The following is a 14,491-nucleotide window of genomic DNA, read 5'->3' on the forward strand; positions in this document are numbered from 1 at the left end:
CGCCCACTAGCAGGGCAATACCTCCACCCGCTGGAAGAATCTGCCCTCGGAAAACAGTATGCGCCAACGCCGCTGGCCCTAACCGGCAATGAGGGCGCAGAAGAGGGCTTCGAAGACCAGTACGGGATTGCCGTTGCCGGCCAAACGGCGACGTGCGACGGCGATATCTTCCAGTCGCCGCACCGCTCCCCCGCGCGTAAGCCGCACCGACAGATCGGTAATCGACGAACGATTCTCCAAATTAATCAAGCCAACCGAATCTTCGGCATTGTTCTGCAGCACGGCCACATCGCGGTAAATACTGGCGATCGAATTCAACGCACGGTCAAGCACGTCACGCGTAAGGCGCGTGGTCTGACGCTTCAGCTCGTCTTTTTTGGCGATCGCATTGTACGCGCCACGTAGCTTCGGAGGAATACGATCCTTCGCACCAAGCCCATTGACCCTACGAAAATCGGCTTCCGCTTCCGCCGCCTTGACCTTCACCTCCGCTTCGGCCTGCGCTTTCGCACTGTCGATAAGATTGCCGGCAAGCAGTACCGCATCCGACGCGCGGCGCAATCCCAGCACGCCCACGATCAGCTCGTCGCGGTCAGACATCACCTGCTCATTCTTCGCATACAAGCGCGCGATGCCGATATGCCCTTCCGCAAGACGTGCGGCACGCACCGCGATTTTCGGCTCGAATCCGCCATTTTGCTCCAGAAATGCAGCCACCGCCTGCGTGGAGGGCACGGCAAGATTGACGATGCGAGTGCGCGAGCGAATCGTCGGCAACACGTCCTGCGCACTCGGCGCACACAAGAGCCAAATCGTATGCTCACTCGGCTCCTCAATCTCCTTGAGCAACACGTTGGTGGTGCGTTCCAGCATGCGATCGACATCTTCGATAATGATGATGCGCCACGGCGCAGTGCTTGGCATCTGCTCGGAAGTGGTGATGATGTTTCGCACCTCGTCGATGCCGATGGTCACTTTGTTGGTGGCCAGCACGGTCACGTCGGGGTGAGTGCCGGCAAGCACCTGCTGCGCGGCTTTGGTCGGCTCGTCGCCAAGACCATGATCGGGGCTCTCCAGCGCCGCCGCGAACGCGCGCGCCACATTGGAACGACCCGATCCCGGAGGGCCGCAGATCAGCCAGGATTGCGCAATGGCTTTCGGATCGCCACTTGCGATGGCTTTGAGTTGTTCGACAACCTGCTGCTGGCCGACGATCGAATCCCACACGCTCATCGGCTAACCCCCGTTTGAAGAGCTTCCGATTGGCCGATTTGCGCAAAATCAGACTGAATATGCGCCCATACTTCATCGATGGATTGGCTGGCATCAATCACGCGGAAGCGTTGCGATTCCGCCTTTGCCAAGTCAAGAAACGCCTGTCGTGTACGACGTTGGAAATCGTTTCCTGCAGACTCCATGCGATCTTCATCATGCTGCAGTCGTGCATGCGATTGCACAGGGTCAAGATCCAGCAGATACGTGCGATTCGGCAATAGCTCACACGTTGCCCACATACTTAAGTCGCGGATTTCACCTGCCGTCAATTCGCGGCCGCCAGCCTGGTATGCAAGAGAAGAATCAAGGTACCGATCGGTAATTACCACGGCACCGCGTTCCAGTGCAGGGCGAATCACCTCGGCAACATGCTGGGCACGGTCAGCGGCGAACAGCAGCGCCTCCGCACGCGGAGCGATATCCGCATCGGAACCTTCCACGCCGCCAAGCAGCAACTCGCGAATCGCCACGCCAAGCACAGTACCGCCTGGCTCGCGCGTGACCACGCATTCGCGCCCCTGCGCCTCAACGTACGCACGCAACCGTTCAACCTGCGTGGTTTTGCCGACGCCGTCTACACCTTCAAAGGAGATGAATATGCCTTGCATATTCATCACTCTACATTGCGGCGTTCGCAACGCTACCGCTGCTCACTGCTACGAACAGTCCACCGGACTGTTCATCACCGGGCGGGAACTACGGCGGGACGGGTGTAGCCTTCGTTGGCGGCAAGCCATTCCACATCGGCCTTCACCGTGGTCGGCGTGGAACCGATCTCCTTGGCGATACGGGTGTTGGCCCAACCCTTATCGGCCAACTCGCGCACCTTGGCACGGCGATCGGCACGAGCCTTATCGACGGAAGCCGCCTTGGAAGTCTTAGAAGCCTTGGCAGCACCAGCCTTCTTAGCCCCGCCCTTGCCGGCGGCGGTCTTACGTCCACGCCTTTTCGACGGGCCCTGCGCACGCTTCTCAGCCAGCAAACGGAACGCCTCGGCCGGTTCGATCGACTCAGGAGCATACTGCTTCGGCAACGTACGATTCGTCTCACCATCGGTGATATACGCGCCGTAGAAGCCTTCCTTGATGGTCACCTGCTTCTGCGTTTCCGGATCGACGCCCAATTCGCGCAGCGGCGGCTTCGCAGCACCACGGCCACGCCCACGGCCATACTTCGGCTGGGCGAACAGTTCCTTCGCCTTATCCAAATCAACCGTGAAAATCTCATCTTCCGAAGCAAGCGAACGCGTATCCGACTTGCCATCGGCACCGGTCTTCGTCAAATACGGACCGTAACGACCATTATTGGCTTGCACGGTAACCGTCTGCACTTCACCGGTCTGCGCATCCACCTCTTCATACGAACCGACTTCACGCGGCAAGCTCAGCAGACGCAACGCATCATCCAACGTCAACGATTCCGGACTCATCGTCTTGAACAACGACGCCATCTTCGGGCGATCGGCAGCGGCTTTCTTCGCACCCTTGCCGCGCTTCGGCTTCTCACTAGCGCCACCGGCAGCATCACCAGCATCACCGGCATCGGCAGAAGGCATCACCAGCGCAACATACGGCCCGAAACGACCATTACGCACTTCAACGGTGCCTCCGGAAACCGGATCGACGCCAAGAGCGCGCGGACCGCCGGAATGGTTCTCGATCAAATCATGACCGACTTCCACCGTCAGCTCATCCGGAGCGAGCGTATCCGGCAGCGAGGCACGCTTCGGATTGCCCTCATCATCCAGATGGTTCATATCCTCCAAATACGGGCCATATCGACCGACGCGCACATGCAAACCGTCGCCGATCTCGATCGTATTGATCTCGCGAGCGTCGATTTCACCCAACTGCGCGACCTGCTGCTGCAAGCCGGCATGCGCCTCGTCCGCAGACTGCGCGGCACCCTCACCGGAACCGAAATAGAAGCGGGTCAGCCAATTCCTGCCGGTCTCCTGACCGCTCGCGATCTGGTCAAGACCGCTTTCCATATCGGCAGTGAACTCGTAATCCACATACCGCGGGAACTTCGTTTCCAGCAATTTGACCACGGAGAACGCGAGCCACGACGGAATCAACGCACGACCGCGCTCATACACGTACCCGCGATCGATGATCGTGGAAATAATGCTCGCATACGTGGACGGGCGGCCGATTTCCTTCTGTTCCAACGTTTTCACGAGCGACGCTTCGGTGTAACGCGCCGGAGGCTGAGTTTCGTGTCCGTCGGCACCAACCGCCACCGCGGCGAGCGCATCGCCCGGATTCATCGGCGGAAGCGACACATTGTCATCCGACTTCTTATCCGCTTTGCTGGATTTACCGGATTGCGCAGCCTGTTCAACGCTTCCAGCAGCATCGCCCTTCTTCGATTCGGCGGATGCGCGGCGGCCTTCACCGGTCGCCTTCATAAAGCCGGGGAATTCGATGACAGTGCCGGAAGCCTGGAACATGGCTTCCCCATTCGATTCGGTCGACGCGGACAGTCGCACGGTTGCCGTGGAACCGGTTGCGTCTGCCATCTGGCAGGCAAGCGTGCGCTGCCAGATCAGCGTGTACAGTTTGAGCTGGTCGGCCGGCACTTTGCTTGCGATTTCCGCAGGGTCGCGGAATTTCGCGCCCGCCGGCCTGATGCATTCGTGGGCTTCCTGCGCGCCCGCGGTTTTTGTGGCATATTGTTTCGGCGCATCCGACAGATAGTTTTCGCCGAAATGCTTGACGACCGCTTCGCGTGCGGCTGCGATCGCCTCTTGCGACAGCGTCACCGAATCGGTACGCATGTAGGTGATATAGCCGTTTTCGTACAATCCTTGCGCCGCACGCATGGTCTGACGCGAGCTCATGCCGAGACGATTGCCGGCGGTCTGCTGCAAGGTGGACGTGGTAAACGGTGGAACCGGACGGCGACGGTACGGCTTGGTTTCCATCGACGCGACAGTAAACGTTGCAAATTCCAATGCCTGCGCAATCGCGGAAGCCTGCGCCTCGTCCAACTGCACGACCTGATCCTTCGCACCGGCCGCAGTCAGCTTGCCATCGGCGCCGAAATCCTTGGAACCAGCCAAACGACGGCCGCCCAACGACACCATACGAGACTCGAACGCAACATTATTGCCATCGGCATCCGGCGCCTCCAACGTTGCGGTGACATCCCAATACGGGGCACGCACGAACGCCATACGCTCGCGCTCGCGCTCCACGATCAAACGCGTGGCGACGGACTGCACACGGCCCGCGGAAAGACCCGGCCCAACCTTGCGCCACAGCACCGGAGAAAGCTCATAGCCGTACAGGCGGTCCAGAATACGGCGGGTTTCCTGGGCGTCGACCATGTCGTCGTCAACGTCGCGAGTATTGTCAAGCGACGCTTTGATGGCTTCCTTCGTGATTTCGTGGAACACCATGCGCTTAACCGGCACTTTCGGCTTGAGCGTCTGTACCAGATGCCAGGCGATGGCCTCTCCCTCGCGATCCTCATCGGTTGCGAGGTACAGGGTGTCGGCTTTTTTCAACGCGCTTTTCAGCTCGGACACGGTTTTCTTCTTGTTGCCGTCGACGATGTAGTACGGCTTGAATCCGTCTTCCACGTCAACGCCGAACTTGCCGAATTTGGTTTTGTCGGCGGCCGGCACCTGGCTCGGCTGCGCAAGATCTCGAATATGGCCGACCGAGGCCATCACCGTATATTCGGAGCCCAAATACCCACCGATTTTCTTGGCCTTGGTGGGAGACTCCACAATCACGAGCTTGCTGCCGGTAGCCATAGCCACTCCTTATTACTAGCGTTTGCAACGCAATAATACTCACTGACCGTATGCAGTTGGCAAACCGTCCGTGTGGCGCGAGCGACCGGTGCCGGAAATTTTCGGCGTGATCGTACGTTTTGCCGTCAGCGTTTCGGAGGGGCCGGAGGTGCGCCGACAAGCCCAAGTTTCGTCAATGGCGAGGCGGTCAGCTGACGCATGGTCAACACCAGCCCGAACACCAACGACGCAACGGAAGCCGTCAGAATCACCGTGGAAAGGTGCGCGCCGGAATTCGTCCATTCCGCACTCATCGCAAGTCCCGGCTGAATCTGCCAAATAATGTATGCGCCATACAGGGTGCCGAGCACGCCGAACGTCAACAGCACGCTGCCGACGATCTGCACGGAAGGCGACGACGCACGCGAACCGGGCTCATCCATGCCGTTCGCAAACGTCGCGGCAAGCGTGATCATTGCCACTCCGCCGACGATCAGCAACGCCATGATCACGTCGGTCGGCCGGTGCCACTGTCCCGCAATCACCGACAATCCGACGAGTACCGCATACAGCCAGCCGATCACGGCAACGAGCGCACGGCATACGCGAGGCACGGCGCATAGTAGGATCATTCCTGCCGCGGCGGCGAGTATGACATGCCCGGAAGGCGCGGAATTATTGGGATTTGATTCCAGATTGATTAAGTACGGACGTGGCAGCAGCGGCTTCAGCAACTCTGCTGCGGCAAAGCAGATTCCGCCGAATACCGCCAGTTGAGCAATCAACAGCCATCGTTTTCTTACGATAAGTACGGCGAGGGCGATTATCGACATGATTGCGCTTGTTGCGATTACAACGGTGGAAATGGTGAAGACATGCACGACCGGTTCCAGCCATCCCGGCAGGGCCGCATCGAATTTCGACCAGACCATGTCTTCATAGCTTTGGCCTTCCATCGTGCGCACGCCCAACCACCAGACGCCCACCGCGGCGGCAAGCAGCAGCAGACCGAACACCACGCTGAGCATAATGCTCGACACGCGCGGATGACGGGTCAGCGGATCGGCTTCGGCAAGCCCTTCGCTCACTTCACGTGGGGAAAGCACCTGTTCGATCGGATCAGACGGCGGCTGCGGCACGGGAACGGGCGCGACCGGCTGTTCCAGCATATTCGCGGACTTGTGCGGGTCTCGGATGATTGGCTTGAATTCGTCGGTCATAATCATCGAGAATACGGCATTGGCTCTACGGTATGCGCGAATGGCATGAAGATATAAGAAAACCTCCACGCACCCGGAAGAGGCCACTTACCCTTGCTGCATTCCTGCCCTGGGGGAGTTGGGTGACGTACCGCCACGCGGAGGCAAAGACCAGTGTACACCATGCCCGGACCGAACCGCGCCGCAAGCCGCACGAACCGCAGCGCAACCCGCGCCACAGGCCGCGCACGAACCACACAGACCATGCCATGATCCGTGGAGCAGCCAGCCCCACGACCAGCGACACAGGGAAATCAAACGTCAAAATGCCGCTTTCCCATGAGCATCCCGCGTTAAGGAGGGCGGACGGGTATGCTTGATGAGGAATCGCACACGAATATTGTGTGTTTGTTTTAAGTTCGGAAGGTTGTTCTTATGACTGAAGCGGTGGAATATCCCGATCTGGTGGTCGTGGGCGCGGGCCTGTTCGGCCTGACCGTGGCCCAGCAGGCCGTGGAGAGGCTCGGCGTGCGCGTGGAGATCATCGACGTGCGCGACCACATCGGCGGCAACGCGTACAGCTACATGGACGAGGAGACCGGCGCGGAGATCCACAAGTACGGCGCCCACCTGTTCCACACGTCCAACAAGCGCGTGTGGGACTACGTGAACAGGTTCACCTCGTTCACGAACTACGTGCACCGCGTGTACGCCACCCACGACGGCGAGGTCTACCCCCTGCCGATCAACCTGGGCACCATCAACCAGTTCTTCCGCGCGCACTACACGCCCGCCGAAGCCAAGGCGCTCGTGGCCGAGCAGGCCGGCGAGCTGGCGGGCAAGGATCCCCAGAACCTCAACGACAAGGGCATTTCGCTGATCGGCCGCCCCCTGTACGAGGCGTTCATCAAGAACTACACGGGCAAGCAGTGGCAGACCGATCCGAAGGACCTGCCAGCGGGCATCATCAACCGCCTGCCGGTGCGCTTCAACTACGACAACCGCTATTTCAAGGACACGTGGGAGGGCCTGCCGGCCGACGGCTACACCGCGTGGATGGAGCGCATGATCGACGATCCGCGCATCCATGTGACCCTGGAGACCGATTTCTTCGACGGGTCCCAGCCGTACAACAAGGCGGCTTTGGCCGCGGCCGGCGTGCCGGTGGTGTACACGGGCCCGGTGGACCGCTACTTCGACTACTCGCTGGGCGAGCTCAAGTGGCGCACGGTCGACTTCAAGGAGGTGCGTTACGACGAGGGCGACCATTTCGGCTGCCCGGTGATGAACTTCTCCGACGCGGACGTGCCGTACACGCGCGCGATCGAGTTCAAGAACTTCAATCCGGAGCGCGCCGCCTCGCAGAATCCCGACAGGACCGTGGTGTGGGAGGAGTACAGCCGTTTCGCCGAGCGTGGCGACGAGCCGTACTATCCGATCAACACCGAGGCCGACAAGGCGCTGTACGCGAGGTACGAGGAGCTCGCGAAGGCCGAGCCGAAGACGGTGTTCGGCGGCCGTCTGGGCACGTACAAATACTACGACATGCACAATGTGATCGACACCGCGTTGACCGCGTACGAGGAACAGGTCGAACCCCTTCTCAAGAAGTGACGATACGCATCGTTTCCAAATCGTAATTAAAAATCCCCAATCCACCGACGGTAGATTGGGGATTCCTCATATCAGGCGAACTAAAAATCAGGCGCGCCACACATCCTTGCCAGCTGCCTTGGCGGCGGCGACATCGGCGTCAAGCTGCTCTTCGCTGCCTTCGACCTCGCCCTTGATGAACTCCTCCACCAAGCGGCGGGCCTCGCCATCCTCGTGCTGCACGGCCGGCGACTTCATGAAATAGGAGCTCGGAGCCAGAATCGGGCCGGCCAGATGACGGTCGAGCGCGATCTTGGCGGCACGCACGGCATCGATCACAATACCGGCGGAATTCGGGGAATCCCACACCTGCAGCTTGTATTCCAAGCTCAGCGGCACATCGCCGAACGTAGTGCCTTCAAGACGCACGAACGCGAACTTGCGGTCGTCAAGCCATGCCACGTAATCGGACGGACCGATATGCACGTTATGCGGATCCATATCGTGCGGCACCACGGAAGTGACGGCGCGGGTCTTGGAAATCTTCTTGGATTCCAGGCGCGAGCGCTGCAGCATGTTCATGAAGTCCATGTTGCCGCCCACGTTGAGCTGGTACGTGCGGTCCAGACGCACGCCACGATCCTCGAACAGACGGGCGAGCACGCGGTGCGTGATGGTGGCGCCGACCTGGGACTTGATATCGTCGCCGACGATCGGCACACCGGCGTCACGGAACTTCTGAGCCCATTCCGGATCGGATGCGATGAACACCGGCAGGCAGTTCACGAACGCGCATCCGGCGTCCATGGCGGCCTGGGCGTATGCCTTGTCGGCCTGCTCGGAACCGACCGGCAGGTAGGAAACGAGCACGTCGACCTTCTTGTCGCGCAGCACCTGGGCCACGTCGACCGGCTCGGCGTCGGACTCTTCGATCATCTGGCGATAGTATTCACCCAGACCATCGTTGGTCGGGCCGCGCAGCACTTCGACGCCCAGATTCGGCACGTCGGCGAATTTGATCGTGTTGTTCTGCGACGCTTCGATGGCTTCAGACAGATCCTTGCCGACCTTCAGCGCGTCCACATCGAATGCGGCGACGAATTCAATGTCACGCACGCGATATCCGCCGAAATTGTTGTGCATCAGACCGGGAATCTTATCCTCGTCCTTCGTGTCTTTGTAGTATTCAACGCCCTGCACCAGCGAAGAAGCGCAATTGCCAACGCCAGCGATAGCTACACGAATGCTCATCTGTAAACGACTCCTCTGTTATATATGCATATATGCGTTTCACAGGTACCAAATTTCAAGCATACCTGCGAAACAGCGAAAAGGCACCTGAAAAACTGATAAAACCCTGAAAATAAGCCGATATTGAGACAACGACCCACAAACTGTCGATTTGTAAAAGAGCTGCGCAAAAAATGCCCTCCCAAGGGCAAACTCACCCCATTTTCACCTGATTTCTCAAGTCAATCAGCTACGGTGGAACCTATGGTTTCACACACACGAAGCGTAAGCTCACGCTCAAGAAGCGCCCGCAGCGGCGGCGCCGGCAGCAATCGCAGCAACGCATCCCATAGCGCGCCCAAGCCGCAGAACCACGGATCGCACCGCGCCAACGGACCTCAGAAAAAGCAGAACAAGCGCAAGCATCTCGTGCTGAAGTGGGCACTCGGCATCTTCGCAGCGCTGCTCGCGGCAGGAATCGGCCTGTTCGCATACATGTATATCACCACGGAAATCCCCGAACCGGAAAAGTTCGCCCTCGCCGAAAAAACCACCGTCTACTATGCCGACGGCACTACGGAAATTGGCAGCTACGCGGAACAGAACCGCGAAATCATCGACTGTGCGGTATTGCCGGATTACGTGGGCAATGCCATCGTCGCGTCGGAAGACCGTTCCTTCTACACCAACAAGGGCATCGATCTGTATGGCATCGCGCGAGCGCTGTATACGAATCTGACCACAGGCAGCCGTCAGGGCGGTTCGACCATCACCCAACAGTATGCGGAACGCTACTATTTGGGCGAAACCACGTCGTATTCCGGCAAGCTGAGGGAAGCGTTCCTGGCCATCAAGATCGCGCAGGCACAAGATAAGAGCCAGGTGCTATGCAATTACATGAACACGATTTATCTTGGTCGTGGCGCATATGGCATTCAGGCGGCGGCGAAGGCGTATTTCAACAAGAACGCCAGCGATCTGACCTTGTCGGAAGCCGCCATGTTGGCCGGTATCATTCCGGCGCCGAGCTCATGGGATCCGGCCGTCAATCAGGAACAGGCCGAAAAGCGATATGACCGCGTGCTCAGCATCATGAAGGAAGACGGCTACATCACCGCCCAGGAGAAGAAGGAAGCGCAGTTCCCTGCCGTGGCGGAAATGCAGCAGAGCAACCAGATGGCCGGCGCGAACGGGTATCTGCTGACCACGGTGAAGAACGAACTGGTCAATTCCAAGGCGTTCACCGCCGATGATCTGGAAACCGGCGGCTACAAGATCGTCACCACGCTCGACAAGGACATGCAGGACGAGATTCAGCAGGTCGGCGACACCCGACCGGAGGGCATGCCGGAAAGTATTCAGGTGGGCGGTATTGCGGTCGATCAGAAGACCGGTTCCGTGAAAGCCATGTATGCGGGCAACGATTACCTCACCAAGCAGCTCAACAACGCCACGCAGGCCACGTTCGAACCGGGTTCCACCATGAAGCCGTTCGGCTTGCTGGGAGCCGCGCAGGAGGGTGTGAATTTCAACACCATCTTCAACGGCAATTCCGGCCTGACGTTTGAAACGACGCCGGGAACCACCGCGCAGGTGCCGAACGCGTTGAACACCAATTACGGGTATATCAACCTCTATCAGGCGACCGCGAATTCGGTGAACACGGTGTTCATGGAGGTCAACAAGCACCTCGGCGCCGCGAATCTCGCCAAGATCGCGCATCAGGCGGGCATTGAGGAAGACATCGCCGAAGACACCACCTACAACATTCTGGGCATCAACGGCATTACCGTGTGGGATCTGGCGCAAGGCCACTCCACCATTGCGAACGATGGCGTGAAGAACACGCTGCACATCGTCGACACGGTGCTCACGTCCGACGGTTCGAAGGAGCTGTACAAGACGGCTCAGGAGAACCAGCAGGTGTTCGATGCGAACGATTGCCATCTGGTGCAGAAGGCCATGCAGGGCACCACCACGTATGGCACCGCGGCTGGCGTTTCGACACGTCTCGGACGTCAGGTGGCCGGTAAGTCCGGTACCGCAAACGACGAGAAGGCCGCTTCGTTCGTGGGCTACACGCCGCAGCTGCTCAATGTGTGGGCCATTTGGAATCCTGCGGAAGACGGCAGCGCGCAGGAAGTGCCATCGTTCGCAGGCTATGGCGTTTCCTCCACGGGCTACCCGTCGCATCTGTTCGAGGAGTTCATGTCGCTCGCATTGCAGAATCAGGAGGTGCTGACCTTCACCGAACCGACCGACAACGGCAAGATCGGCGGCCCGGACGGCACATGGGGCACCGGCGCGCAGAAGACCGAGACACGGCAGAATCAGGAGATGCCGAAGGCCGAAGAGAACACCGAGCAGACCACACCCGATCCTACGCAAAACAGCGATCAGAACAGCGGCGGTAACGGAGACGGCGGCAACTCCGGAGACGGCGGAGACAGCGGAGACAGCGGCAATAACGGCGGAGACAACTCCGGAGACGGCGGCAACGGCGGCAACAGCAGTGGCGACAACTCCGGAGACGACCAGTCAAACGGAGCCCAATAACCGTCGCAACGACCGTCGGCGGCAGGCAAGACACCCACTCATTGACGGCAACCGACGCCAGCCGGAACGGCAACCGGCAAAGCAACCGCAAAAAACATTGTGGCGGCAACGAATACCATCGTTGCCGCCACAATGCGTATCAGCATCCTCCAATCACCGGATCGCGATATGGCAGACGCCCCCGGACGGTCAGTCGTCTGCCATATCGCGATTTTCATCGCTGCAATCCTACTTATGCAATCGTAGGGCGGTGATTTTCGCGCCGTCATGCGCCGAAGCCGAGATGCGTACGATCGCAGCGTCGTCAGCATTGTCGTTTTCTCCGGTATTCTCAATATTTTCCGCGGTTTCCGCAGTTTCTGCGGCATCCGGCAGCGGATACACGTCGATTGCCGTGGGATCGCCGTCGATGCGACGATGCTCGCCACGCTGCAATGGCAGGCCGTCGAGCGTCACTTCATACGCCGCGTTTTCACCGTCGCTTTCCGCGGAATCGGCAATCACCTCGATTTCCAAACGATGCGCCTGACCACGCCCGCGCATCGCATACTGGAATTCGCCACCAGCCAACGCGCGACGCCAATGCAACGTGCCGTCGGCACCCATCATGTCGTTATCGCCCGAATACCGATGATCGATTTCCGATTGCTGCTGACCGCATGCGATGGTGTCGACAACGGTCTGCTCGCTAGCGGCCTGACGCGCATCGATATCGGCCAGTTGCGCGCGCAACGCACACACGTTGCCATCGTCGGCAACCGGCAGATACACGGAATACCGGCAGCCATGCATACTGCTGAACTCATGCATGTCGAACAGCATGGTACGGCCGGAAACGTCCGTCGCGGCAACGGTGAGGCCATGCACGTACGGTCTGGAAACCTGCGCGCACGCCTTGACCGGATTGCCGTTGATGATCGGCATGGATATGAGCGGACGCAACGGACCGGTGGCAATATGACTCATACGGCCGGCGTCCGCGAATTCGCCGTCCATATCGTCGCTATCCGAAGCCAGCGCCATCACCTTCGGCCCCTTCATGAAACTGACCCAAGGCGAACCGTCCGGCATACGCTCGACGGTGATCCGCGGCCGCAACCGCATCACCACTTCCGCAACGCCGTTCCAGCGCAGACGCAACGGCAGATATCCTTCGGGAATATCGTTGGTGCGTGCCGGATCAAGCGTGCAGACGGCGCAGGTGGCTTCCATCACGCCGTAATGCTCCGCCCACCACGGACGGCGCAGAAACAGCGTGGTTTCCCGCAAACCACCGGGAGTATCGGGAACATGCTCGGCCGTGGATTCCAATGTGAACGTCACCGTGTAATCGACGCCATCCTCAATGCGAGCGGCGCGCTGCGTGATGCGCAGACCCTGCTCCGGGCAGTCGAAGGTGGAATCGATGTACAGATTGACCAGCAGGCGCGTAGCTTCCGCCTCGGCATTGTTTGAAACGGTATTGCCCGTCTCGGCGGCAGAACTGGCAAAACCAGCAGCAGCCGAATCAGCCGAATCCTGCGCAGCCGGCCGCTGCAGCGCGTAAATCAATCGTCCATATCGGGCGTGATTCTCCAATCCCGAACCGACGCAACACCAGAAGCATTCCTGAGGTGTGGAATAGGCACGATAATGCTGCGATCGCATCGGCGTGAAATACACGAATCCCGGCTGCTTCGGATTGATGGTGGACAGCAGGTGATTTTCCAGCACCCGCTCGTAGAAGTTGATATAGTCGGCGCTGCCGGAACGCAGCCACAGTCGTTCCGCAAGTTTCGACATGTTGTACGAATTGCAGGTTTCCGGGCCTTCTCGCGATTCGATCATGGATGAAAAATCGTCCGTCGGGTGGAAATGCTCGGACACGGAATGCGCGCCGATGCTTACGGAACGGTGATGTACCACGGAATCCCAGAAGGTGTTAGTGGCGGCGTCGGCCTGTTCATCGTTGCAAATCGCGCCCAAACGTTCCCATCCAAGCACTTTGGGAATCTGCGTGTTGGCGTGCATGCCGGTGAGCACATCCTCGCCTTGCGCCAGCGGGTCGAAGATGGCGTGGTCTTTGAAGCGGTCGGCCATCACATGGTAGCGCTCCTCGCCGGTACGCGCGTACAGTTCGGCGAACGATTCGCACATGCCGCCGAATTCGCTCACCAGAATCCTGTCGAAGGTCTCGTCGTCCAGCGGCTCGGCGATACGGCACCACCAATCGGCCAGATCAAGCACGACGGTACGTGCCAGCTGCGAAGTCTGTTCATCGATAGAAGCAAAATCGGCCCATGTATCCAACAAACCGGCGAACGTTTTGTGAACGTTGTACATGGGCACCCATGCGTCGTTCATCGAGAAATTCTGCGATTCAACATCGCCTGCGGCAAGGCGCCCGAACACGGTGCGGGAATCAGGCACACCACCCACATACCCGCGCATCACAGCATCGCCGGCAAACGACTGCTGGCATTCATGCCATGACCGCACCACGGTGGCGGCGCGGTCGATGAACGGTTGCGGATCGTCTGCGACTTGCGCGAATCCGACGCAAGCCGACAGATAATGCCCTGCGATATGGCCGTCAAGCCCCGTTTCCTCCCAATTCGGGTACGACGTTACCGGATTGCCGTCGGCATCGGTCGGCTGCGGCAGTCCCGCCTCCCTGCGGAAGGGATATAGCAGGCGATCGACGTCGAGATCAAGCAGGTACCGCGCGCCGGCCTGTTGAGCGTCAAAATGTTCTCCTGGCAGTAGCCTCACCTGCTGTAGAGGGACCCGTTCGAGAATATGCGAAGTCATATGCGCGCTCCTTTGCGTCGTCTACATACGTGTATCGAATACGTGTACAAACGTTTTTTACGAGAATACAGAACAAGGCCGCCACCGTGGGGAGGAGCCACGCCGA

General features: G+C 59.3%; 8 protein-coding genes and 1 other RNA gene. 2 read left to right on the top strand and 7 right to left on the bottom strand.

The features are described 5' to 3' along the window. Positions 1-78: 78 nt before the first annotated feature. The 5 genes from KSY55_RS01710 to ffs all read right to left on the bottom strand — a co-directional run bounded on the left by KSY55_RS01710 (position 79) and on the right by ffs (position 6,384). Positions 79-1,233, bottom strand: a complete 1,155-nt coding sequence (locus KSY55_RS01710; protein WP_217749456.1) for a DNA polymerase III subunit delta' — start codon at positions 1,231-1,233, stop codon at positions 79-81. Continuing rightward, positions 1,230-1,883 (bottom strand): dTMP kinase, encoded by a 654-nt coding sequence (tmk, locus tag KSY55_RS01715; protein ID WP_117675835.1) that lies wholly within the window; start codon positions 1,881-1,883, stop codon positions 1,230-1,232. Before tmk ends, KSY55_RS01710 begins: the two co-directional genes overlap by 4 nt. A 74-nt stretch (positions 1,884-1,957) precedes the next feature. After that, positions 1,958-5,038, bottom strand: a complete 3,081-nt coding sequence (gene topA, locus KSY55_RS01720) for a type I DNA topoisomerase (RefSeq protein ID WP_217749457.1) — start codon at positions 5,036-5,038, stop codon at positions 1,958-1,960. A 125-nt stretch (positions 5,039-5,163) separates the two neighbouring features. Then, on the bottom strand, positions 5,164-6,237 hold the full coding sequence (locus tag KSY55_RS01725) for a phosphatase PAP2 family protein (protein ID WP_034880314.1): 1,074 nt from the start codon (positions 6,235-6,237) through the stop codon (positions 5,164-5,166). Between the two features lie 56 nt (positions 6,238-6,293). Further along, positions 6,294-6,384, bottom strand: an RNA gene (ffs, locus tag KSY55_RS01730) — signal recognition particle sRNA small type. Between the two features lie 267 nt (positions 6,385-6,651). On the opposite strand from ffs, the gene glf reads away from it, so the two are divergent. Then, positions 6,652-7,830, top strand: coding sequence for a UDP-galactopyranose mutase (glf, locus tag KSY55_RS01735; protein WP_022245394.1), 1,179 nt, complete (start codon positions 6,652-6,654; stop codon positions 7,828-7,830). 87 nt (positions 7,831-7,917) lie between these two features. On the opposite strand, the gene KSY55_RS01740 is transcribed toward glf, so the two are convergent. Next, a complete protein-coding gene (locus tag KSY55_RS01740; RefSeq protein ID WP_004220270.1) occupies positions 7,918-9,060 on the bottom strand; it encodes an inositol-3-phosphate synthase in 1,143 nt (380 codons plus the stop codon). Positions 9,061-9,303: 243 nt separating this feature from the next. On the opposite strand from KSY55_RS01740, the gene KSY55_RS01745 reads away from it, so the two are divergent. Next, positions 9,304-11,595, top strand: a complete 2,292-nt coding sequence (locus tag KSY55_RS01745) for a transglycosylase domain-containing protein (RefSeq protein WP_217749458.1) — start codon at positions 9,304-9,306, stop codon at positions 11,593-11,595. Between the two features lie 228 nt (positions 11,596-11,823). Here KSY55_RS01745 and KSY55_RS01750 read toward each other — a convergent pair whose 3' ends face one another. Next, positions 11,824-14,385, bottom strand: a complete 2,562-nt coding sequence (locus tag KSY55_RS01750) for a beta-L-arabinofuranosidase domain-containing protein (protein ID WP_065441536.1) — start codon at positions 14,383-14,385, stop codon at positions 11,824-11,826. Between the last annotated feature and the right edge of the window lie 106 nt (positions 14,386-14,491).

This window comes from Bifidobacterium sp. MSK.13.1, assembly GCF_019131435.1.
GTDB classification, from domain to species: Bacteria; Actinomycetota; Actinomycetes; order Actinomycetales; family Bifidobacteriaceae; genus Bifidobacterium; species Bifidobacterium pseudocatenulatum.